Origin of the sequence: Citricoccus sp. SGAir0253, assembly GCF_005877055.1 — a bacterium.
Lineage (GTDB): Bacteria > Actinomycetota > Actinomycetes > Actinomycetales > Micrococcaceae > Citricoccus.
The window spans coordinates 2,026,621-2,049,009 of the sequence record NZ_CP039424.1 but is presented as its reverse complement, the minus strand read 5'-3'; the positions used below and the strand labels follow the sequence as shown (position 1 = coordinate 2,049,009).

20 protein-coding genes and 1 tRNA gene are annotated in these 22,389 nt (G+C 75.3%); 8 read left to right on the top strand and 13 right to left on the bottom strand.

Features of this window, described 5'->3' with window-relative positions; all coding sequences use genetic code 11:
- The first annotated feature begins 344 nt into the window (after positions 1–344).
- Together katG and E7744_RS09065 are read left to right on the top strand one after the other, a co-directional pair.
- On the top strand, positions 345–2,549 hold the full coding sequence (katG, locus tag E7744_RS09070) for a catalase/peroxidase HPI (protein ID WP_137773834.1): 2,205 nt from the start codon (positions 345–347) through the stop codon (positions 2,547–2,549).
- A 106-nt stretch (positions 2,550–2,655) separates the two neighbouring features.
- Positions 2,656–3,357, top strand: a complete 702-nt coding sequence (locus tag E7744_RS09065) for a type 1 glutamine amidotransferase domain-containing protein (RefSeq protein ID WP_137773833.1) — start codon at positions 2,656–2,658, stop codon at positions 3,355–3,357.
- 71 nt (positions 3,358–3,428) lie between these two features.
- Here E7744_RS09065 and E7744_RS09060 read toward each other — a convergent pair whose 3' ends face one another.
- The 3 genes from E7744_RS09060 to E7744_RS09050 all read right to left on the bottom strand — a co-directional run bounded on the left by E7744_RS09060 (position 3,429) and on the right by E7744_RS09050 (position 6,849).
- The gene (locus E7744_RS09060; RefSeq protein WP_137773832.1) at positions 3,429–4,970 is read right to left on the bottom strand and encodes a triacylglycerol lipase; all 1,542 of its coding nucleotides are present in this window, start codon (positions 4,968–4,970) and stop codon (positions 3,429–3,431) included.
- Positions 4,971–5,067: 97 nt separating this feature from the next.
- Positions 5,068–6,723, bottom strand: a complete 1,656-nt coding sequence (locus tag E7744_RS09055; protein WP_137773831.1) for a DUF2079 domain-containing protein — start codon at positions 6,721–6,723, stop codon at positions 5,068–5,070.
- 53 nt (positions 6,724–6,776) lie between these two features.
- Positions 6,777–6,849, bottom strand: a tRNA-Arg gene (locus E7744_RS09050).
- 206 nt (positions 6,850–7,055) lie between these two features.
- Here E7744_RS09050 and E7744_RS09045 point away from each other — a divergent pair.
- Both E7744_RS09045 and ettA read left to right on the top strand, forming a co-directional pair.
- On the top strand, positions 7,056–7,595 hold the full coding sequence (locus tag E7744_RS09045) for a single-stranded DNA-binding protein (RefSeq protein ID WP_137773830.1): 540 nt from the start codon (positions 7,056–7,058) through the stop codon (positions 7,593–7,595).
- Between the two features lie 75 nt (positions 7,596–7,670).
- The gene (ettA, locus tag E7744_RS09040; protein ID WP_137773829.1) at positions 7,671–9,353 is read left to right on the top strand and encodes an energy-dependent translational throttle protein EttA; all 1,683 of its coding nucleotides are present in this window, start codon (positions 7,671–7,673) and stop codon (positions 9,351–9,353) included.
- Between the two features lie 50 nt (positions 9,354–9,403).
- Here the strand turns inward: ettA and E7744_RS09035 are convergent, their stop codons facing one another.
- From E7744_RS09035 to E7744_RS09020, 4 genes are all read right to left on the bottom strand, one after another.
- Positions 9,404–10,447: a glutathione synthetase gene (locus E7744_RS09035; protein ID WP_137773828.1), complete on the bottom strand. Its 1,044-nt coding sequence runs from the start codon at positions 10,445–10,447 to the stop codon at positions 9,404–9,406.
- 97 nt (positions 10,448–10,544) lie between these two features.
- Positions 10,545–11,711, bottom strand: coding sequence for a flavohemoglobin expression-modulating QEGLA motif protein (locus tag E7744_RS09030; protein WP_246858376.1), 1,167 nt, complete (start codon positions 11,709–11,711; stop codon positions 10,545–10,547).
- Entirely contained in the window at positions 11,708–12,610 is a 903-nt protein-coding gene (locus E7744_RS09025) for an N-formylglutamate amidohydrolase (RefSeq protein WP_137773826.1), read from the bottom strand. Before E7744_RS09025 ends, E7744_RS09030 begins: the two co-directional genes overlap by 4 nt.
- 71 nt (positions 12,611–12,681) lie before the next feature.
- Complete coding sequence (locus tag E7744_RS09020) at positions 12,682–13,671, bottom strand: acyl-CoA thioesterase II (RefSeq protein WP_137773825.1); 990 nt, start codon at positions 13,669–13,671, stop codon at positions 12,682–12,684.
- 119 nt (positions 13,672–13,790) lie between these two features.
- Between E7744_RS09020 and E7744_RS09015 the strand changes: the two genes are divergently transcribed.
- Positions 13,791–14,504, top strand: a complete 714-nt coding sequence (locus E7744_RS09015) for a hypothetical protein (RefSeq protein WP_246858375.1) — start codon at positions 13,791–13,793, stop codon at positions 14,502–14,504.
- Positions 14,505–14,576: 72 nt separating this feature from the next.
- On the opposite strand, the gene E7744_RS16585 is transcribed toward E7744_RS09015, so the two are convergent.
- Positions 14,577–15,689, bottom strand: a complete 1,113-nt coding sequence (locus E7744_RS16585; protein WP_137773824.1) for an OsmC family protein — start codon at positions 15,687–15,689, stop codon at positions 14,577–14,579.
- Positions 15,690–15,751: 62 nt separating this feature from the next.
- Between E7744_RS16585 and E7744_RS09005 the strand changes: the two genes are divergently transcribed.
- Genes E7744_RS09005 through moaA form a run of 3 tightly spaced genes read left to right on the top strand, consistent with a single transcriptional unit; the run spans position 15,752 to position 17,920 of the window.
- The gene (locus E7744_RS09005; protein ID WP_137773823.1) at positions 15,752–16,261 is read left to right on the top strand and encodes a molybdenum cofactor biosynthesis protein B; all 510 of its coding nucleotides are present in this window, start codon (positions 15,752–15,754) and stop codon (positions 16,259–16,261) included.
- Complete coding sequence (locus E7744_RS09000) at positions 16,248–16,784, top strand: molybdenum cofactor biosynthesis protein MoaE (protein WP_137773822.1); 537 nt, start codon at positions 16,248–16,250, stop codon at positions 16,782–16,784. The genes E7744_RS09005 and E7744_RS09000 overlap by 14 nt, the downstream gene beginning before the upstream one ends.
- A 5-nt stretch (positions 16,785–16,789) precedes the next feature.
- Positions 16,790–17,920, top strand: a complete 1,131-nt coding sequence (gene moaA, locus E7744_RS08995) for a GTP 3',8-cyclase MoaA (RefSeq protein ID WP_371415395.1) — start codon at positions 16,790–16,792, stop codon at positions 17,918–17,920.
- Between the two features lie 86 nt (positions 17,921–18,006).
- Here the strand turns inward: moaA and E7744_RS08990 are convergent, their stop codons facing one another.
- The 5 genes from E7744_RS08990 to E7744_RS08970 all read right to left on the bottom strand — a co-directional run bounded on the left by E7744_RS08990 (position 18,007) and on the right by E7744_RS08970 (position 22,341).
- A complete protein-coding gene (locus E7744_RS08990; RefSeq protein WP_137773820.1) occupies positions 18,007–18,246 on the bottom strand; it encodes a MoaD/ThiS family protein in 240 nt (79 codons plus the stop codon).
- The gene (locus E7744_RS08985) at positions 18,246–19,253 is read right to left on the bottom strand and encodes an NTP transferase domain-containing protein (RefSeq protein WP_137773819.1); all 1,008 of its coding nucleotides are present in this window, start codon (positions 19,251–19,253) and stop codon (positions 18,246–18,248) included. Before E7744_RS08985 ends, E7744_RS08990 begins: the two co-directional genes overlap by 1 nt.
- A gap of 1 nt (position 19,254) precedes the next feature.
- The gene (gene moaC / locus E7744_RS08980) at positions 19,255–19,791 is read right to left on the bottom strand and encodes a cyclic pyranopterin monophosphate synthase MoaC (protein WP_137774955.1); all 537 of its coding nucleotides are present in this window, start codon (positions 19,789–19,791) and stop codon (positions 19,255–19,257) included.
- Between the two features lie 68 nt (positions 19,792–19,859).
- A complete protein-coding gene (gene glp, locus E7744_RS08975; RefSeq protein WP_137773818.1) occupies positions 19,860–21,206 on the bottom strand; it encodes a gephyrin-like molybdotransferase Glp in 1,347 nt (448 codons plus the stop codon).
- Complete coding sequence (locus tag E7744_RS08970; RefSeq protein ID WP_137773817.1) at positions 21,199–22,341, bottom strand: HesA/MoeB/ThiF family protein; 1,143 nt, start codon at positions 22,339–22,341, stop codon at positions 21,199–21,201. Before E7744_RS08970 ends, glp begins: the two co-directional genes overlap by 8 nt.
- Between the last annotated feature and the right edge of the window lie 48 nt (positions 22,342–22,389).

Here is a 22,389-nt window from a genome sequence, read left to right as displayed (position 1 = left end):
GGTCACGAGACTGTGGGGTGCGGCGCCTCCGGGCGTGCCGGTCGCGCCGCGGGGGCCTTCGCCGGCAGCCGGGTCCACCGGCGCCCGGGACCACCGCGCGTCCCCCGGCGCGCCGGCACCGCCTCCTCGTCGACGCCGTCCGCCCCCGCCACGGGTCGCTCGTGACCCCGGTGTCCCTCCCCGCGGACGACGCCCCGTCGGCCGACGCGGCCCCGCCGCGGAGCGTGCTCGAGGACCGCGGCCCCTCGGTCGACCGCCCGGCGCTCCCCCGCGAGCCGGCGACACCCCCTGGCGACCACCGGCGTCACCCCGGGACCGGCTCCTCCCGCCCGAAAGGAAGACCCATGTCCACCGACGCACCCGTGCACGGCAGCGAGAGCGAGAACCCGGCGATCGACGCGCCGACCCCGGCGAGGCACCGCCCGCGGACCATCCAGGACTGGTGGCCCCAGCAGGTCGACCTCGGGGTGCTGCGCAAGCACTCCCGGACGACCGACCCGCTGGGCGAGGACTTCGACTACGCCACCGAATTCCGGACGCTGGACGTCGAGGAGCTCAAGCGGGACCTCACCGAGCTCATGACCAGCTCCCAGGACTGGTGGCCCGCCGACTTCGGGCACTACGGCGGGCTGTTCATCCGGATGAGCTGGCACTCGGCCGGCACCTACCGGATCGCGGACGGCCGCGGCGGTGCCGGCGACGGCGCCCAGCGGTTCGAGCCGCTCAACAGCTGGCCGGACAACGCCAACCTGGACAAGGCCCGGCGCCTGCTGTGGCCGATCAAGCAGAAGTACGGCCGCAAGGTCTCCTGGGCCGACCTGCTCGTCCTGGCCGGGACCGTGGCCCTCGAGTCGATGGGCTTCCGGACCTTCGGCTTCGCGTTCGGCCGGGAGGACGTCTGGGAACCCGAGGAGATGTTCTGGGGACCGGAGGACACGTGGCTGGGCGACGAGCGCTACTCCGGGGACCGCGAGCTGTCCGGCCCGCTGGCCGCCGTGCAGATGGGCCTGATCTACGTGAACCCGGAGGGGCCCAACGGCAACCCGGACCCCGCGGCCGCCGCGCGCGACATCCGCGAGACGTTCCGGCGCATGGCGATGAACGACGAGGAGACCGTGGCCCTCATCGCCGGCGGGCACAGCTTCGGCAAGACCCACGGTGCCGGGCCGGCCGACCACGTCGGGCCCGAGCCGGCGGCGTGCCCGGTGACCTCCCAGGGCCTGGGCTGGAGGAGCACCTACGGCTCCGGCAAGGGACCGGACGCCATCACGAGCGGCCTCGAGGTCACGTGGACCAGCACGCCCACGCGGTGGGGCAACGGCTTCTTCGGCAACCTCTTCGGCCACGAGTGGGAACTGACCACGAGCCCGGCCGGGGCCCACCAGTGGGTGGCCGCGGACGCCGACGAGACCGTGCCGGACGCCTTCGACCCGGAGCGGCGGCACCGGCCGACCATGCTGACCACCGACCTGGCGCTGCGGGTGGACCCCGCGTACGAGAAGGTCTCGCGGCGCTTCCACGAGCACCCGGAGGAGTTCGCCGAGGCGTTCGCCAAGGCCTGGTACAAGCTGCTGCACCGGGACATGGGCCCGGTCTCGCGGTACCTCGGCCCGTGGGTCCCGGAGCCGCAGCCGTGGCAGGACCCGGTGCCGGAGGTGGACCACGAGCTGGTCGGGGAGGAGGAGATCGCCGCCCTGAAGCAGGCGGTGCTGGACGCCGGACTGACGGTCCCGCAGTTGGTCTCCACGGCCTGGGCCGCCGCCGCCAGCTTCCGCAGCACGGACAACCGGGGCGGGGCCAACGGCGCCCGCCTGCGCCTCGAGCCGCAGCGCGGCTGGGAGGCCAACGAGCCGGAGCGGCTGGGCGAGGTCCTCGACGTCCTCGAACGGGTCCGGGGCGAGTTCAACGACTCCCGGTCCGACGGCACGCGGGTCTCGCTCGCCGACCTCGTGGTCCTCGGGGGCTGCGCCGCCGTCGAGCAGGCCGCCCGGGCGGCGGGGCACGAGGTCCGCGTCCCGTTCCACCCGGGGCGCACCGACGCCACGCAGGAGCAGACCGACGTGGAGTCCTTCGCCGTCCTGGAACCGGAGGCCGACGGGTTCCGGAACTTCCGCAGGCCCGGCTCGCGGCTCTCGCCCGAGACCCAGCTGGTGGACCGCGCCTACATGCTCAACCTCTCGGCCCCCGAGATGACGGTGCTGGTCGGGGGCCTCCGCGCCCTGGGCGCCACCCACGGGCAGGCGCCCCATGGCGTCCTGACGGACCGGCCCGGGACCCTGACCACGGACTTCTTCGTCAACCTCCTGCAGCCCGGCACGGAGTGGCGGGAGTCGGCGGCGGATCGGGACGTGTTCGAGATCCGCGACCTGGCCACGGACTCCGTCCGGTGGACGGCCACCGCCGTCGACCTGGTCTTCGGCTCCCACTCCCAGTTGCGCGCGATCTCCGAGGTCTACGCCGCCGACGACGCCCGGGAGGCGTTCGTGCGCGACTTCGTGGCGGCGTGGGCGAAGGTCATGGACCTCGACCGGTTCGACCTGCACCGCTGAGCCCGGCGCCACGGACACCCCGTCCCCCCCGGGCGGGGTGTCCCGGTGCGACCGGGGTGGTAGACAGGACGGACCGACGGAAGACCCCGACGAAGGGACACGCACGATGGCACGGATCCTGATGGTCGTCTCGGCGGCCGACTCGCTCGAGATGAAGGACGGCAGCCGGCACCCCACGGGGGTGTGGGCCGAGGAACTGGTGGTCGCCCACCGGACCCTGCGCGAGGCCGGGCACACGGTGGACCTCGCGTCCCCGGGCGGGGCGCGGCCCACGGTCGACCCGGTGAGCCTGGCCGCCGAGATGGCGGGGGGACAGGACCGGGCGGACGACTTCCGGGCCTACATCGACTCGATCGACGAGGAGCTCGCCCACCCCCTGGTGCTGGCCGACGTGGACGTCTCCGGCTATGACGCCGTCGTCCTGCCGGGCGGGCACGGTCCCATGGCCGACCTGTACCGGGACGCCGACCTGGGGCGGATCCTGGCCGACTCGGACCGTGACGGACGCATCATCGCCCCGTTCTGCCACGGGCCGGCGGGGCTGCTCAGCGCGGCGGACGGCGACGGCGGCTTCGCCTTCGCCGGACGGCGCATGACCGTGTTCACGAACGGCGAGGAGCTCTCCGGGGGCACCGGCGAGGCCACCCCGTGGTTCGTCGAGACCGTGCTGCGCGAGCGCGGGGCGGTGCTGGACCTGGGACCCGACTGGTCCTCGCACGTGGTCCGTGACGGCAACCTCATCACCGGACAGAACCCCCAGTCCAGCGAGGACGTCGCCCGGGAGGTCATCAGGGCCCTGTCCTCCTGATCCCGGCGGGCGCCCCGGCCACCATCGCGCGGGCGCACCGGGACCCCGTGGCAGGTCCCCGGGCGGGCGGCTCAGGCGGGAGCGTCCGGCGCGGCGGCGTCCTGCCCCGCCCGCGCGCGCACGGTGAGCTGCAGGGCGGCCGCCTCGCCGAAGATGCGCCGGGCCGCCGGCGGCAGGGGCAGTCGCTTGACCCAGCGTCCCGGGGCAGCGTCCTCGTCGGCGAGCGGCGGCCCGTCCGGGACGTAGTCGCGCAGCGTCACCGGCAGCTCGGAGACCCACGCCGCCCACGCCGCGAGGCCCTCGTCCAGCACGCCGATGTCCACGACCAGCCAGTCGTCGAAGTCGGCCGTCTGCTCGAGGTGGTCGCCGAAGTCGAAGATGCCCCGGTGCTGGCGGACCGAGAAGAGCCTGACGTGGAGGGTGTACCGGACGGTCCCCGCGTCCTCGGGCCGGACCGCGGGATCGGCGATGAGGAAGGTCGTCACCAACGGCTGCGGGCGGTCCGCCTCGTCCGCGGGCAGGTCGAGGATGACCGGGCAGTGGTGGGCGGCGACCTGCTGGTGCATGAGGACCGGCAGGCCCCGCACCGCGAGCTCGACGTCGGCCTGCCAGACGAGGTCCTCCGGCCCACCGGCCCCGGCGGCCGGCAGGCGCAGGCCGACGAGGTCGGCGGTGACCTCCAGGTCTCCCAGCAGGAACCGGCGCAGGTTCTGGTAGCCCTCCTCGGAGTTCACGATGCCGTACCGGCCGGAGTGCGAGCGGTGGACGTAGGCGAACCGGGCCCCCGGCACGTAGGCGTTCTCGATCTGCACCAGCCCGTCGCTCTTGACCCCCACCGCCTTCGAGGACAGTCCCAGGGCCACGTCGTAGTCCTCCGGGTTGGTGCCCACGAGGGTGAAGACCCGGTCCCTCGGGAACGCGGCCTCGGGGATGTCCCGGGGGTCCCAGTCCGGGGGTGCCTCGCCGGCACCGGAGGGGTGGAGGTACTCCCACATCCGGGCCGGGCCGAAGATGTCCGCGCCCTGGACGCCCAGGAGGTCCCGGGCCCGCTCCAGCAGGCCGAACCCGACGGCGAACTCGATGCCGCCGTGCGGCGTCGCGTACGTGAAGAGCCGGTCGACGAGGTCGGTGGCCCGGCCACCGCGCTCGGGGACGACCTTCTGGAGCAGGCTGCGGCAGACCAGCCCGCCCATCGAGTGCGCCACCAGGTGCACCCGGGGCGCGCCGGTCTTGCGCCGCACCAGCTCGACGAGGTCCAGCAGGTCCTCGGCGGCCCCCTCCAGGCGGTACCGCTGGGGGTCCCTGCCGAACGTCGAGGCGGCCTCGTCGTAGAAGCGGTGGATCCAGACCGAGGCCTCGGGCACCGTGCCGTCCGGCTGGGCCCGCAGCCAGGACAGCTGTCCGCCCTTGACGTGGAGCGTGTAGCCGTGGTCCAGCATCAGGCGCAGCAGCGGGCTCTCGAACTGGTAGAAGGCCGGCTCGCCGCCCCCGCCGACGCGCACGTGGGTGGAGCCGACGTTGAACCCGTAGAAGGGGTCCTCCACGAGGGAGTCGATCCCGGCCTGCCCCCCGCCGAACCCACGGACGTAGACGATGGGCAAGGTCCTGGCCATCGGTCCTCCTCGGGGCACCTCCACGGATGGGCCCCACGATATGGGCGCCGGGAGTCCGCCGCCAGACGTGGACGACGCCGCCGGGCCGGACCCCGCGCTACGGCACGTAGTCGGCGCACACCGGATCCACCGGGCGGTCCCGGTGCAGCACCCAGATGCCGTGGTCGTCCTCGCGGACCACCTCGTAGCCGAGGCGCTCGGCGCGCTCCAGCGCCTGCGCGGGCGTCAGCGGGTCCCAGCCGCCGAGCTCCTCGACCGTGGTGTCGATGATCATCCACGTGGCCAGATCATCGCCCATGTCCCCGTGCAGCCCCACGTAGGTGCGGTCCACCAGGTGCGGCACCGCGTTGTCGGCGGCCTCGACGCACACGTCGTCCGGGATCGTCCCCACGGCGCGGTCCAGGGCGTGGGCCCACTCGGTCATCCGCCAGTCCTGGCCCGTCACGGTGCGCTGGAAGGGGAAGACCTGCGGGAAGGCGAGCGTGCCCACCACGCCGCAGCCCAGCAGCACCGAGACGAAGGCGAGCGGGAGCCGGCCGGGGGCGCGGGGGCGCCGCGCCCGCGGGGACGGGCCCGCGGGGGCCGCCGGGCCGGCGTCGGGATCCGCACCGGCGCCCTCGGCGCCGCCCGCCGGGTCCGCCGGCACCTTCGCGCCGCCGGCGTCCGCGCGCCGCCGCACCCGCCACGCCTCGATCCGGGCGAGTGCCTCCAGCGCGGCCAGCAGGAGGACGGGCGCCAGGATGGCGTCGTACTGGTAGACCGGGCTCCACACGTTCAGCCGGTCGTTGAACAGGCGCGAGAGCAGGACGGGCGCGGCGAGGAGCGCGTAGGGGGAGAGGAGCGGCAGCAGCCACAGGGGCACGAGGTGCAGCAGCCACAGGGCCACCTTGAGCGGGTGGTCGAACAGCACGGCCGCCGCCTCCAGCGGCCGGGTCAGGATGAACGCAATCGAGGAGCCCATGTCCGGGCCCAGGGCGGTGAACTGCCAGTAGCCGAACTCGCCCTCGGGCGAGAAGTGCGGGATGACCACGGAGGTCGCGAAGAGGTAGCCGGCCACCCCCAGCACGGCGGTCACGACGGCGGGCGCCCAGGCGCGCTTGAGGGCGAGGAGGAGCGCCACGGCCAGCAGGGTGATCCCCATGTCCTCGCGCACCGCCAGCAGGATCGCGGCGAGGCCCGTGGCCAGCCAGTAGCGGCGCCCGTCCACGGCCCAGGCCACCCAGGCGAGGACCGGCACGCCGAAGGCGATCTCGTGGAAGTCCCAGTTCACCATCGCCTGGAACGGCCACCACAGCAGCAGGGCGGCCGCGCCGACCAGGGCGGTCGCGTGCCTGAAGCGCCGGCGGGCGAAGAGGTAGACGGGCACGGCGGTGGAGACCAGCAGCGCCGTCATGGCGAAGTTGAGCATCCGCGGGTCGTCCCAGATCCAGTACAGCGGGGCCAGCAGCGCCAGGACCGGGTGGAAGTGGTCGCCCAGGATGTTGAAGTCCACGCCCTTGATCGGCACGATCGGCTCGCGCAGCAGCGCGTACTGGCGCACCGCCTGGTCGAAGATCCCGAGGTCGTAGCCCTTGGCCTCGTAGTTGCGGAAGCGCAGGAACGAGTGCACCAGGTACAGCACGGCCGCCGCGGCCATCACGGCCCCCAGCTGGAGCCACTGGCGCCCGGTGGTGGCCGGCCCGACGGTGACGGCGCCGTCGCGGCGCTCCGGCTGGTGGCCGATGACCCAGCGCGGCGGGCGGCGGACGCTCATCGTCGTCTCCTGCACAGTCCACCTTTCGCGCGGGTCCACGGCGCTCGTCTCGGCGCCCCAGGAGGGAGTCGAACCCCCGACCAAGAGATTAGAAGGCTCCTGCTCTATCCACTGAGCTACTGGGGCTGGGCCCGGCCAGTCTACCGGCCGCCCGGAACTGCACAGCGCACGGTGACCGGCGGGGTGAACCCTCCCCGAGCCCGGGGCACTGGCCCGCCGCGCACGCTGGGGGTGTGCTGGAGGAACCGGGCACCCCGCCCGGTGGGCACCGGGCCGGCAGGGTCCGACGCCGTCCCCCGCCGGCCGCGGCCGGCCCACCGAAAGGCCCCCTCATGAGCGAACACATCACCGTCCGTGGCTTCGTGGCCACCGACCCGCAGACCCGCGTGGTCCAGGGCGGGCTGTCCGTCGGCAACTTCCGGCTCGCCGCCACCGACCGCCGCTTCGACCGGGAGTCGAACTCCTGGGTGGACGGGCGGACCAACTGGTTCACCGTCAACATGTTCCGCGCCCTGGCCCTCAATGCGGGCGCCTCCCTGGAGAAGGGCCAGCCCGTGGTCGTCACCGGCCGGCTCCGGGTCCGCCCGTGGGAGTCGGGGGAGCGCTCGGGCACCGCCGTGGAGATCGAGGCCGAGTCGATCGGCCACGACCTCGCGCTCGGCACGGCCGACTTCTCCCGCTCCTCGGCCCGGGGCGGCGAGGGCGGTGCGTCCCCGGCCGCGGCGGGCCCGGCGGGGGAGGCTGACGAGGCGGACGGCGGATTCGCCGTGGACCACGAGGGCCGGCGGGTGGACCCCCACACCGGCGAGGTGCTGGACGAGGAGGGGGAGCCGGCCCCGGGCGAGGACGACGAGCAGCCGGCCGCGGCCTGAGGACCGGGAGCGTCGCGGTGGCCGCCGACTCCCCTCGATGCGGGAAATGCGGCGGCCACCGACTAGCCTTGGCGCATGGCGGAATTCATCTACACCATGGTCAAGGCCCGCAAGAAGGTGGGCGACAAGCTGATCCTGGACGACGTGACGATGTCCTTCTACCCGGGGGCGAAGATCGGCATGGTCGGCCCCAACGGCGCGGGCAAGTCCACGATCCTCAAGATCATGGCCGGGCTGGACCAGCCCTCCAACGGCGAGGCCCGGCTCTCGCCGGAGTACAGCGTCGGCATCCTCATGCAGGAGCCCCCGCTGAACGAGGAGAAGACGGTCCTCGGCAACGTCCAGGAGGGCGTGGGCGAGATCTACGGGAAGATCCAGCGCTACAACGAGATCTCCGAGGAGATGGCGAACCCGGACGCGGACTTCGACGCCCTGATGGAGGAGATGGGCAAGCTCCAGGAGCAGATCGACGCCGCCGACGCGTGGGACATCGACTCCCAGCTCGAGCAGGCGATGGACGCCCTGCGCTGCCCGCCCGGCGACGCGGACGTCACGAACCTCTCCGGCGGTGAGCGCCGCCGCGTGGCCCTGTGCAAGCTGCTCCTGCAGAAGCCCGACCTGCTGCTGCTGGACGAGCCCACCAACCACCTCGACGCCGAGTCGGTGCTGTGGCTCGAGCAGCACCTGGCCCAGTACCACGGCGCGGTCGTGGCCGTGACCCACGACCGGTACTTCCTGGACCACGTCGCCGAGTGGATCTGCGAGGTCGACCGCGGCCGGCTCTACCCGTACGAGGGCAACTACTCCACCTACCTGGAGAAGAAGCGCGCCCGCCTCGAGGTCCAGGGCAAGAAGGACGCCAAGCTGGCCAAGCGCCTGAGCGAGGAGCTGGACTGGGTCCGCTCCAACGCGAAGGGCCGCCAGGCCAAGTCGAAGGCCCGCCTGGCCCGCTACGAGGAGATGGCGGCCGAGGCCGAGAAGACCCGCAAGCTCGACTTCGAGGACATCCAGATCCCGCCGGGGCCGCGCCTGGGCAGCCAGGTCATCGAGGCGAGGAACATCCGCAAGGGCTTCGACGACCGGGTGCTGATCGACGGGCTGTCCTTCTCCCTGCCGCCGAACGGCATCGTCGGCATCATCGGCCCCAACGGCGTCGGCAAGACCACCCTGTTCAAGACCATCGTGGGCCTCGAGCCCCTCGACGGCGGCGAGCTGAAGGTCGGCGAGTCCGTCAAGATCTCCTACGTGGACCAGTCCCGCGGCGGCATCGACCCGGAGAAGTCCCTGTGGGAGGTCGTCTCCGACGGGCTGGACTACATCAAGGTCGGCAACGTGGAGATGCCCTCGCGCGCCTACGTCTCGGCCTTCGGCTTCAAGGGCCCGGACCAGCAGAAGAAGGCCGGGATCCTCTCGGGCGGTGAGCGCAACCGCCTGAACCTGGCCCTGACGCTCAAGGAGGGCGGCAACCTGCTGCTGCTCGACGAGCCGACGAACGACCTGGACGTGGAGACGCTCACCTCCCTGGAGAACGCGCTGCTGGAGTTCCCCGGCTGCGCCGTGGTCATCTCCCACGACCGGTGGTTCCTCGACCGCGTGGCCACCCACATGCTCGCCTACGAGGGCACCGAGGAGGACCCGGCGAACTGGTACTGGTTCGAGGGCAACTTCGAGTCCTACGAGGCCAACAAGGTGGACCGGCTGGGCCCGGAGGCGGCGCGTCCGCACCGGGTGACCCACCGCAAGCTCACCCGCGGCTGACCGCGGTCCCGCCGTCCCGGACCCCTCCGGGACGGCGAGGCCGGCCGGCGTCAGGTCGTGGCCAGGCGGGCGTTCTCCAGGGCGCCGCCGTAGTGGCCGCGGACCTCCAGCTTCCGCTCGAGGTCGGCGATGACCGCCGGGGCGAAGTCGACCCCGTACAGCTGCTGGCACGACCCCAGGCCGCCGGGGGAGAAGACGTTGATCTCCATCAGCTTGTCGCCCACGATGTCCAGGCCCACGAGGAACATCCCGTCGGCGGCGAGCTTCGGGTGCACGGCCTCGACCAGGCCCAGCATCTCGTCCGTGACCTGGACGCGTTCGGCGGTGCCACCGGCGGACATGTTGGACCGGGCCTCCCCGGCCTTGGCGCGGCGGCGGAAGGCCGCCACCTGGCCGTCGACCACGAGCGGGCGGCCGTTCATGAGGAACAGGCGGACGTCCCCGTCCTTGGCCTGGGGCAGGTACTCCTGGGCCACCACGTAGCCGTCGCGGGCGATCGCCTCCACGATCTGGGACAGGTTGGGCGACTCCTTGCGGTCCACGAGGAACACCCCGGACCCGCCCGAGCCCTGCAGCGGCTTGAGCACCGCCCGGCCGCCCATCTCGTCGATGAACCCCGAGATCATGTCCTGGTCCCGCGTGATGAGGGTCCGTGGCCGGACCGCCTCGGGGAAGTGCTGGAAGTAGGCCTTGGAGAGGGCGTTGGCCAGCGTGTGCGGGTCGTTGACCACGAGCACGCCGGTGCTGGCGATCAGCTGGCCGAAGGCGACGGCGGCCGTGGGAGCCCAGGGGCGCTCGGTGGCGTCGTCGGCCGGGTCGTTGCGCAGCATCACCACGTCGAAGTCGTTGACGGAGACGTGGCGCTCCGTCTCCGGCTTCTGCACGTCGTCCAGGAACCGCTCGAGGGAGCGGTATCCCTTGTCGCCGGGACCGCGGGCGAGGACGGACAGGGTGCCGTCCGGCTCGTAGGCGAAGTCGCCCGCCCCGGTCAGCCAGACCTCGTGGCCGCGCTGGCTGGCGGCCAGCGCCAGGCGATTGGTGGTGTAGTGGGCCTTCTCGGTGGCGACGTCGTTGACGACGAATCCGATCTTCATGCGGTGCTCCGTTCGGTCGGTGGGGCGGCGTGCGGGGCCCCGGCGGCGCGGGGCCGGGGCGGCGGGGCGGCAGGGGGCGCCGGGGCGCGGGGCCGGCTCACCGGAGGATGTCCTCCCAGGGGTCGTCGACGGCGGCCGCGCGCGCGAGCCGTCCGGGCGCGTCCTCGTCCTCGAGCCATCGCGGCCGCAGCACGGGCGGCTCGAGCACTCCGCGCTCCTGGAGGTCGCGGACCATGGGGAGGTCCTCGAGGGAGAACTTGCCCAGCAGCAGCAGGTCCAGGGTGCCGCCGTGGCGCAGGTGGGCGAGCAGGTCCAGCATGCCGCGCAGGTAGATGGCGTCCTTCGTCAGCCCGCCGGCGCGGAAGGCACGCATGGTGGTGGTGAACGCGGAGGAGGCCGGGACGCCGTCCTCCACGAGCGCCTCGTGCGCCTCCTGGAAGCTGGCGCCGGTGACCATGCGCTGGACGGTCAGGACGCGCGCGGCCAGCTGGCGCAGCCGGAACCGGGTGAGGCCGCCGCACGCCACCTCGGCCAGCACCGCCAGTCCCTCCTGCGTCTCGTCATATCCGGCCAGGCCGCTGCCGAGCACCTTGACCGGCTGGGCGGCGCCGTTGACGTGCGTGACCAGGTGCGTGCCCACCTCGTGCTGGAGCAGCGCGTGGGCCCGGACCTTCTGCACCTTGGACTCCTGCCCGATCAGCAGGGTGTCCCCGGCGACCATCACCCCGGAGACGTCCGGGCGCACCTCGGCGTGCAGGTCGATGTCGGGGTCCTGCTCGCGGTAGTACTCGATCTCCTCGTGCGCCCGGTCGAGGAACCGCTTCGCGTCGAGGGTCCCGGCCGAGGTGGACTCCGTGACCGTCACGGTCTCCAGGATGGACTCCGCCGAGCGGCGCAGGTCCGGGGTGATCGCCCCGTAGAGGTCGATGCTCAGGGGCATGAAGTCCTCGGTGTCCCGCACGGAGAGCATGTCGATCTGCAGGGACATCTCGCGGTGCTTGTTGCGCAGCAGGGTGCCCAGCACGGTGTCGTCCACCTCGTGGATGGGCACGTCCGCCAGGACCTGCTTGAGCACCTCGGGGTCGTCCTCCAGGTCCCGGTAGAGGAACTCCGGCAGGCGGCCGGAGGACAGGAACTCCCGGCGCGCGTCCTCGACGTTGACGGGGGTGACGTCCAGCAGGAAGCGGAAGGTGCGGGAGAGCAGGGCGAGCTCGTGGTCGATCGCCCGGTCCCGCGTGGACAGCCCCGTGCCGGTGGCGCTCACGGCGAGGGCACCCGCACGTGCCGCAGCGCCTCGGTGACCGCGGGCACCGTGCCGGCCAGGGCGTCCGCGAGCTGGGCCAGGTGGGCCTCGTCCACCTCGCCCGTCCACTCGTCCATGAAGGTCTTCTTGAACTCCAGGGCGAGCACGCACGCGGTGTCCGGGAAGTTGCGGTGCACCCAGCGGCCCTCGTTCTGGCCCCAGAACCGCACGTTCTCGCGCACGTCCAGGCGCTGTCCGGTGGCGGGGATGACCGGGGCGGCCATCGCCTCCATGAAGGCGTCCACCACGGGCGCCCAGGGCTCGCGGTCCAGCGTCCCCGTGCCCACGTTGACGTCCGGGTTGCCCTCCTGGGGCGCGGGCGGCGCGTCGGGCCCGTCCCGTCGGTGGTTGTACGTGTGCAGGTCGAAGACGACGAAGGGACCGCGGGCCGCCAGGCGCGCGATGCGCTTCTCCAGCTCCTCGTACCAGGCGTCGTGGACCTGGCGGCTGCCGGCGGCCACCTCGTCCGGCAGCTGCCCGTCCCGCCACACCTGCAGTCCCCAGCTGTCCTCGGGCGAGGAGTAGACGCTGCGCTCGCGCGGCCGGTTCAGGTCCGTCTCGAAGCGCGAGCGGTGCATGACCATCCCGGAGGCCAGCCGGGCGCCGATCCGGTCGGAGTGCGGGTCCTCCTCGCGCAGCCGCGTGGCCTCGTCCAGCACCATGAGCTCGCGGACCTCGGGGCGCAGGTCGTGGCCGGCGTGGACGGCGGTGAACACGACCTGCTCCTCCCACGGCCCCACGACCGTGAGGATCTGCCCGCCGCCGTCCTGGGCGGTGCCCCGTCCCGGGGTGCTGGGCCCGCCCGCGTGCCCATCGGTGGCCTCGCCCGTGTCCTTGCCCGTGTCCACGTCGTTGTCCATGATCCCAACGTAGACCACCCCCGGTGCGGCGGGCCACGGCCCCGGGGCAGGCGGGTGGCCGCCCGGGAGGCTCAGCGGGACTGCCGGGGCGGCCGCCAGGCGGTCTTGACGAACAGGTCCTGTACGGCCCCGCGGACCCGGTTCCGCGCGTCGTTCGGCACGCGGATCATGCCCTCCTGCGCCACCGAGGCCACGAGCTCGCCCTCGCGGGAGTAGATCCGCCCGTGGCTGAGTCCGCGGGCGCCCTGCGCGGAGTGGCTCGTCTGGACGTACAGCAGCCACTCGTCCACGCGGGCCGGCCGGTGCCACCACATGGCGTGGTCCAGCGAGGCCACGCTCATGCCGGGGCGGACCCAGGCGAGGCCGTGGCGGCGCAGCACCGGCTCCAGGAGCGTGTAGTCGGAGGCGTACGCGAGCGCGGCCCGGTGCACGTTGGCGTCCCCCTCCAGCCCGGAGAACGTCTTCATCCAGACCATGTTGGTGGCCACGCGCTCCTTGCCGGGGGTGGCCTCGAGCGGGGAGTCGACGTGGCGGATGTCGAAGGGGCGGGCCCAGGCCCATTCCTGGGCCACCGGGTGCTGGACGTGGCCCAGCCGCTGGGACGTGGCCGGCAGGGACTCCGGCTCGGGCACCCCGTTCGGCATGGGCGACTGGTGGTCGAGCCCGGGGGAGGGCTCCTGGAAGGAGCACATGAGGGACAGGATCGTCTTGCCGTCCTGGTCGGCATGGACCCGGCGCACGGAGAATGACCGCCCGTCGCGCAGGTCCTCCACCGCGAACCGGATCGGCTGCAGGGCGTCGCCGGGGCGGATGAAGTAGCCGTGCATCGAGTGGATGGCCCGGCCCGCGTCCACCGTGTGGATCGCCGCCATGAGCGACTGGGCCATGACCTGGCCGCCGAACACGCGGCCGCGGGCCTGCGGGGGCGTGAGGCCGGTGAAGAGGGCCTCCCCGGTGCGCTCGTCGGAGCCCTCCGGGGTGAGCGACAGGACGCGGCGCAGGACGTCGGTGGGGTCCTCGGGGAAGTTCTCGCGCAGCCGTCGCACCCTGTCAGACCCCATGGACCGTCCCTCCGTCCGTGACCACCGCTCACGCTACCTGTTGGTAACCTGCGGCTCATTCTAGCCCGCCGACCGGGGGCCGCCGCGGGCGGGCCGCCCCCGGTGGGACAATGGTGGGCATGCCCCCCACGCCCCGCGACACCACCGCCCCGTCCTCCGCCACCCGCCCGGAACTCGTGCTCGAGGACCTCGAGGCGGTCGCGGACCTCGAGCGCTACGCCACCCGTGCCCGCACGATGGCGGACACGGGGATGCGCCTGCAGGTGGCCGGCACGGTGCTGGCGGCATGGGTGTCCGTGCTGCAGCCCCGGGGCCTGGGGGACGGGGTGCCGGTCGCCCTGGGGCTGCGCACGTTCCGGCTCGGCCGCGCGGGGCTGGACGGCTGGGACGCCGTCTACGCGCTGTCCTCGGTCCTGGAGCGGCTGGCCCGCATGGCGTCCACCGGGACGCCGGCCCTCGCCCTGCCGCCGGTCACCGAGCAGGCGGCCTGGACGGCCGTGACCCCGCCGCGCGCCGGATGGCGGCCCGTGGCCACCGTGGCCGACGACGAGCTGCAGCAGGTGGCCCAGGAGGGCATCCGCGAGCTGGGGGAGGCGCTGCCGCAGGACCCGGGGGCCTCGATGGTCGCCCAGGCGCGCGCCGCGGTGTGGGGGCGCCTGCTCGGCGGGGCGGGCCCGGACGACGGCGTGCTGCCGGCCGGGGCGGCCCTCGCCGCCCACGGCCTGGGCTTCCTGCGCCCGGGCGGCTCGACGGCGGTGCACGCCGCCGGCCCGTGGGTACGCCTGTCCGGCCCCTCGGGGTTCGTGCTGTGCCGCCGGCCGATGGCCCTCTGACCCCGCGCCGTCGGCGCGGTCCCGCGCCCTCGGCCCCCGCACCGCCGGCCCGGGAGGACGGGCCGGGCCGGCTCAGGCGGAGTTCACCATCGAGTGGGCCGCGCGCTCGAGGTAGTCCCAGAGCGTCTGCTCGTGCAGCGGCGCGAGCCCGAGCGAGTCCACGGCCGCGCGCATGTGCCGCAGCCAGGTGTCCCGCGCCGCGAAGTCGATGGTGAACGGGGCGTGGCGCATCCGCAGGCGGGGGTGCCCCCGCTGCTCGCCGTAGGTGCGCGGGCCGCCCCAGTACTGCTCCAGGAACATCCGCAGCCGCTCCTCCGCGGGGCCGAGGTCCTCCTCCGGGTACATGGCCCGGAAACCCGGGTCCGCCGCCACGCCCTCGTAGAACACGCGGCACAGCCGGGCGAACGTCTCGTGCCCGCCGACCTGCTCGTAGAAACTCGCGGTGTCCGGCGCGGCGGGTGCCGACGACGGCGCCGCGCCCCCCGGGGTGCCGGCACCCGGGGCGGTGCCGCCGCCCGGGGAGGACCCCGCCCCGGTGGCCGGTGCCGTCGCTCCCGCGGCGGTCGGCGCCGCACTCGCGGGGCTGCCGGGAGCGGCGGACGGCGCCGGCATCATCCCCGGCCGGTCCTCCAGCCCGGTGACCCGGCTGGGCGCCTTGCCCCGGCTGGGCCTCAGCACCGCGACCGGCGCGCCGAGCCGGCTGCCGAAGTCGGGCAGGTGCCGCATCTGCCGGGCCTCCTGCGGGACGACGGTCACGGGGAAGGCGACCGAGCGGGCGATGAAGCACGCCTCGTGGGCCGGCTGGTGCAGGGCCTCGGCCGCCTCGCGCTGCGACTCGTCGGCGAGCCACACCTCCGGGAACAGCGTCGCGGAGGTGACGGCGCCGCCGTCGCGACCGTGGGTGAGCACGCACTCGGCCCGGCAGGAGGCGCCCGTGACCACCACGCCGGCGGCCGTGGCGGCCTGCAGGTAGGACAGCAGGTGGCACTCGGCCAGGGCGGCCAGCAGCAGTTGCTCGGGGTTCCAGCGGGACTCGTCGCCGTGGAAGGCGCGGGCGGCGGAGCCGGTGAGCTCCCCGGGACCCTCGGCCTGGACCACGAGGTCGCGGGCGTAGTCCTTGTACCCGGAGGTCCCGGTGCCCCGGTTCCCCGTCCATTCGGCGCGCAGAGAGAAGGTGTGTTCCACGGCGTCTACGCTACCGCCCGCGGTGTTGACCGGGTCCGTAGACTGGCGGAACGGGAGGGAACATGCACACCATTCACATCCTCACGGTCTCCGACCGGGTCTCCGCCGGGACCGCCGAGGACACCGCCGGCCCGGCGGTGCGCGCGCTGGTGGCCGAGGGGCTGCCCGGATGGCCCGTGCGCCACGCCGTGGTGCCCGACGGCGTCCGTCCCGTCAGCGCGGCCGTCGCGGAGGCCTGTGCGCTGGGCGCCCGCGTGGTGCTGACCCTCGGGGGCACCGGCGTGGGCCCGCGGGACCGCACCCCCGAGGCGGTGGACCAGCTGATCACCCGGGACCTGCCGGGGATCCCGGAGATGCTGCGCCGCGCGGGGCAGGAGCAGACCCCCACGGCGGTGCTCTCCCGGGGCCGCGCCGGGGTGGTGGACCCGGGGGACCCGGAGGCGCACCGCCCGGCCGTCGTGGTGACCCTGCCGGGCTCGCGCCGGGCGGCCGAGCAGGCCGTGCCGCTGCTGGCCCCCCTGCTGCCCCACCTCGTGGACCAGCTGGACGGGGGAGACCATGTCCGCCACTGAGCACGCGACCGGGCACGCCAGCGGGCACGTCACCGCGGACCCCGCCGAGCGGGTCCCCGGCGCCGCCCGGGGCACGGCCGCCGACCCCGGGCCGGCGCTCGCGGGCGTGTCCGCGGCGCCGCTGGACGCGTCGGCGATCGAGGCGTCCGTGGTCACCGCCCGGTGCGGGGCCGCGCTGACGTTCACCGGCGTCGTCCGGGACCACGACCCGGAGGCGGACGGCACCGTCACCGCCCTGGAGTACACCTCGCACCCGGACGCCGGGGCGATCCTGGACGGGATCGTCGCCCGGCACGCCCGCGGCCCGGGCCACCCGGACGGGGAGGTGCGCGTGGCCGCGGTGCACCGGACCGGGCCGCTCGCGGTGGGCGACCTGGCGCTCGTGGTGTCCGTGGCGTCGGCCCACCGCGCCGAGGCCTTCGAGGCCTGCCGGGCCGTGGTGGAGGACATCAAGGCCGAGGTGCCGATCTGGAAGCGCCAGCACACCGCCTCCGGCGCGCCGCACTGGGTGGGCCTGCCGTGAGCCGGGTGCCGGTGACCCTCTCGACGCGGACGGTCTCGGCGCCGGGCGCCCGCCCGGGCGCGGCGGCGGACCCGTCCGCCGGTCCCGAGGCCCTCCGGCACCTGCCCACCCGGGCCGAGCTGGCCGCCGTCGCCACCGGGCCCGTGATGGCCGACGGCTTCGGCCGGGTGCACCGGGACCTGCGGGTGTCCCTGACGGACAAGTGCTCCCTGCGCTGCACGTACTGCATGCCGGAGGACGCCGGCCCGTTCACGCCGGGCGACCAGCTGCTGCGGGCCGGGGACATCGAGCGGCTCGTGCGGATCGCCGTGGACCACGGGATCACCGGCGTCCGGCTCACGGGCGGCGAGCCGCTGCTGCGCCCGGACCTCGAGGACGTCGTCGCCCGGCTGGCCGCGATCGGGCTGCCCGGCGGCGGTCGGCTTCCGGTGGCGATGACCACCAACGGCATCTCCCTGGACCGGCGGCTGCCGGCCCTGCGGGCGGCCGGGCTCTCCCGCGTCAACGTCTCCCTGGACACGCTGCGCCCGGAGCGCTTCCGGGAGCTGACCCGCCGGGACCGGCACGCGGACGTGCTCGCCGGGATCGCGGCGGTCCGCGCGTCCGGGCTGCGCCCGCTGAAGATCAACGCGGTGGCCCTGCGCGGGGTGAACGACGACGAGCTCGCCGACCTCGTCGCCTTCGCCGTGTCGCAGGACGCCCAGATGCGCTTCATCGAGCAGATGCCGCTCGACGCCGGGCACACGTGGCGCCGGGACCACCTCGTCTCGGGCGAGGAGATCCTCGAGCGGCTCGCCGAGCGCTTCACGCTCGCCCCGGTGCCCGGCCGCGGATCCTCCCCGGCGGCCCTGTACACGGTCGACGGCGGGCCCCACACGGTGGGCGTCATCGCCTCGGTCTCGGCCCCGTTCTGCGGGGACTGCGACCGGTTGCGCCTCACCGCCGACGGGCAGGTGCGCAACTGCCTGTTCGCGCGCGAGGAGACGGACCTGCGCACGCTCCTGCGCGAGGGGGCCACGGACGGGGAGCTGGCCGCCGCCCTGCAGCTGTCCGTCGCGGCGAAGCGGGCCGGCCACGGGATCGACGACCCCGGCTTCGTCCAGCCCGGCCGCGGCATGAACGCGATCGGCGGCTGACGCCCTCCCGCGGCGGGTACTCCCACGGACGGTCCGGAGGCCACCTACGGCCCCGCGGCCGCGAGCGCCGGCCCGGGACCGGCGGCTCAGCCCCCCGCGAATGGCGGCAGCACGTCCACGAGGGAGTCGGCGCCCACGGGGTGATCGTCGCCCGCGGCGCGCACGCCGTCCACGAGCAGCGAGCACCGGTCGATGACCCGCTGGGCGCTCACGCCGTGGCCGGCCACGAGGGCGGCGCGCAGCTCGCCCGCCGTGGCGGCCGGCACCTCGAGCTCGGTGGTCCCCAGGATGTCCGCGGCACCCGCGAAGAGCCGGACGCGGGCCATCAGCGGTCCCCGCCCGGGGCCTCGCCGTACCGCAGGGCCAGGTCCTGCACGCGGGCGGCCAGCTCCCGGACCCGCCGCTCCGTGTCGGGGCGCCCGGCGTCCGGCCGGTCGGCGCCGGCCGGGGTGCCGTCCCGCGGCGTCGAGTCCGCGGGCGAGGCGGCGCCGGCCTCCGCCAACTGCAGGCCCAGGGCCACCCCGATGAGGTAGGTGCTCATCGGGGCGCCGGGGCGCACCACGTGGGTGGCGACGTCCCGGGCCGTGTCCAGCAGCGGCCCCGGCACGATCACCTCCCCGGGCAGGCCCAGCTCGGCCACGACGGCGGCCATCCACGCCCGCAGCCCCGGTATCTCGTTGTCGCGGGGTGGGGTCCGGGGCGTCTCCCGCTCGCCGCGCGGCCCGCTCTCGTCCTCCCGGTCGCCGCTCACGGCGCCTCCTCTCCCGGCCCGGACCCGGGCCACGTCGTCGGGGGTGTCCATGTCCTCCCAGAGCCCGGGCGCCCCGGCCGGCTCGGGCCGTTCGGCGAGGTCCAGGCCGGCGAGCCGCTCGCGGACCCGCGTGGTGCCCGGCCGGGCGCCGGCGCGGACCGCGGCCGTCTCCAGCAGCGCGGTCAGGTGCTGGCGGTGGCCGGTGGCGTCCACGGCCACGACGCCGTGGGGCCCGCGCGTCCCGCCCACCAGGGCGCGGCAGGCCTCCTCCGGCCGGGCCAGGTCGCAGGGCACGAGCAACACCCAGTCGGTGTCGACGGCGGCCAGCGCGGCCTCCAGCGCGGCGACCGGGCCGGAGAGGGACGGGTCCTCTCGCACGAACCGGGCGCCGTCCAGCGCGGGGGCGGGCGCCGCCGGCGCCGGGCCGGCCACGACGACCCGCGAGGCCCCCGCCGCCCGTGCCGCCGCGGCGGTGCGCTCCAGGAGGCTCACGCCGTCGAGCTCGAGGGACGCCTTGTCCCGCCCCATCCGCCGGGACGCGCCGCCGGCGAGGATCACGGCGGTCAGCTGGGGGTCCGGCACGTCAGGCGTGCCCCTCGCGGCGCCACGTGCCGGAGCGCCCGCCGGTCTTCTCCAGCAGCCGGATCCCGGTGAGCTCCACGGAACGGTCCAGGCCCTTGACCATGTCCACCATGGCCAGCCCGGCCACCGAGGCCGCGGTCATGGCCTCCATCTCCACGCCCGTGCGGTCGGCCGTGCGGGCGGTGGCCACCACGCGGATCCGGTCCTCGCCGACCTCGAAGTCCACGGTGGCCCCGTGCACGCCGATCACGTGGGCCAGCGGCAGCAGCTCGGCGCAGCGCTTGGCCGCCTGGATCCCGGCGATGCGGGCCACGGCCCACACGTCGCCCTTGGGCACGGTGCCGCCCGTGAGGGCGGCCAGGACCGCCGGGGCCACGAGCACGGTGGCCTCCGCGGTCGCGCTGCGCACGGTGGGGGACTTGGCCGTGACGTCCACCATGCGGGCCGAGCCGTCGCCGGACAGGTGGGTGAAGCCGTCCGCACCGCTGCCGGCGGCAGCGGACGGGAGGGGCTGGGCGACCGGCTCGGGGCCGGGGATGGCGACGGGCCCGGGTTCCGGGACCACGGGGGCGGGACCGGTGCGGGCGGTGCGGTCGGTGGACTCCATCAGGCCTCCAGGGAGCGGTAGAGGACGGTGTCCCCGGGGGACACCTCGGTGGTCGCGGCCGGGACGCGCGCCAGGCCGGTGGCCCGGGCCATGCGCCCGGCCAGGTGGGAACCGGAGCCGCGCTCGGTGGCCTGGGCCACGCGCAGCGGCTCGCCCGGGTCGGACACCACCCGGACCGGGACGTACTGCTCGCGGCGCGGCGGGGAGCGCCAGCCGTCCTCGGCGGTGACGGGCTGCCACGGCGTCACCGGACGCGCCCGGCCCTGCATCGCCAGCAGCCCGGGCTCGACGAACAGCACGAAGCCCACCCACGCGCTGACCGGGTTCCCGGGCAGCGACCACACGGGCCGGCCGTCCGGCAGCAGCCCGAAGCCCTGTGGCTTGCCCGGCTGCACGGCCACGCGGTCGAAGCGCACGGCGACGCCGGCCGCCGCCCGGGACCCGTCCGGGCCGGGGGCGGGGGAGGCGGCGGCGTCCGTGAGCGGGACGCCGCCCGCGGCGTCCGGGGCGAGCACCAGGCGCGCCACGTCGTGCGCGCCCACGCTGGCCCCGCCGGTGACGACCACGGCGTCCGACTCCGCGGCCGTGGCGGCCAGCAGGCGGCGCAAGCCGGCCGGGTCGTCGGAGACCTGTCCCCGGTGGACGACCTCGCCGCCGGCGCCGCGCACGAGGGCGGCGAGCAGGTGGCTGTTCGAGTCCGGGATCTGGCCACGGCGCACCGGCCGGCCGGGCGCGACGAGCTCGCTGCCCGTGCTGACCACGACCACGCGCGGCGCCCGGTGCACCGCCACCTCGGCGACGCCGGCGGCGGCCACGGCGGAGAGCCGGTGCGCGGTGAGCGCCTCGCCCGCCGCGGCGACCCGGTCCCCGGCCCGCACGTCCTCGCCGCGGCGGCGCACGTGCCGCCCGGCGGTCGCGGGCCGGTCCAGGTCCACGTGCGCGGGGGCGGCCGTGCCGGCGGTGGGCGCGGCGGGGTCCCAGCCCACGGTGTCCTCGAGGGGCACGACGGCGTCCGCCGCCGTCGGCATCGGCGCGCCGGTCATGATCCGGGCCGCCCGGCCCGGCCCGAGCGCGGGGTCCTCGGCGGTGCCGGCGGGCAGCTCGGCCACCACCTCGAGCCGGACCGGGACGCCGGCCGCGGCATCGACGGTGTCCCGCGACCGCACGGCGTAGCCGTCCATGGCCGAGTTGTCCCACGGCGGCAGGTCCAGGGCCGCGACGGCGGGGGCGGCCAGCGTGCGGCCCGGCGCGCGGTCCAGGGGCAGGGTCTCCGCCGGCAGCACGGGCACGGTGGCGAGGACGCGGTCGCGGTGGGCGTCGACCGGGAGGTAGCGGAACTCAGGCACGGCCGTCCCCCGTGCCCGGCCCCGGCAGGCCGCCGTCGAGGTAGCCGGCCACGGTCCAGCCCAGGCGCTCCAGGTGCCGGGCCGCGGCGGCGCTGCGGGGGCCGGCGGCGCAGAACGGCAGCAGCGGGCGCGCCGGGTCCACCCCGGCGAGCGGGTGGCCCGAGGGCAGGCCGCCGCCCGGCCCGTCCTCCAGGCGCAGCAGGCGGTCCAGGGGCAGCCGCACGGTCCCGGCCGGGCCGGGCCGCTCCCGGCTCTCCTCGGGTCGCCGCACGTCCAGCCACACCGCGTCCGGGCCCACCTCGCCCCGGGCCACCGGCCGGGGAGCGGCGGTGCGGGGGCCGGCCGGGACCGCCGTCGGGAGGCCCGCCGCGCGGGCCGGCGGCGCGGAGGCGGGGGACGGAGCCAGCGGGACCTCGGTGGTGGTCCCGGCGAGCCCGTCCACGAGCAGCACGCGGCCCAGGAGGGGCCGGCCGGTGCCCAGGACGAGCTTGACCGTCTCGAGTGCCAGGAAGGATCCGGCGATCCCGACGACGGCGCCGAGCACCCCCGCCTCGGCGCAGCCGGGGGAGGCGTGGGTGGCGGCGGTGTCCGGGAAGACGTCCGTCAGCACGACGGGGGCCAGGCCGGAGGCGGCGGGCGGGGCGGACCAGAAGACCGTGACCTGCGCGTTCCACTGGAACAGGGCGCCGAAGACCACGGGGAGGCCGAGGGCCGTGGCCGCCCGGTGCACCGTGAACCGGGTGGCGAAGGAGTCCGAGCCGTCGACGATGACGTCGGCGGCACCCAGCAGCTCCGCGGCGTTGGCGTCGGTGAGGCGCAGGCGGTGCGGGACGACGGTGGTCTCGGGGGACAGCCGGGCCGCGGCGGCCACGGCGCCCTCCGTCTTGGGCCGGCCCAGGGTGTCCACCCCGTGGAGGGTCTGGCGGTTGAGGTTGCTCAGCTCCACGTGGTCGTCGTCGATCACGTGCAGGGTGCCGATCCCGGCGGCGGCCAGGTACTGGATGACGGGCGAGCCCAGCCCGCCGGCCCCGACCACGGCGACCGTGGCCGCGGCGAGCAGCTCCTGGCCCGACTCCCCGACCTGCGGCAGCGTGCGCTGGCGCAGCGTGCGGGCGGACGACGGTTCGCTGGACATGCCCCCACCCTAGTGCCCGGGTGCGCGGCACGCGGTCCGCGACGGCGG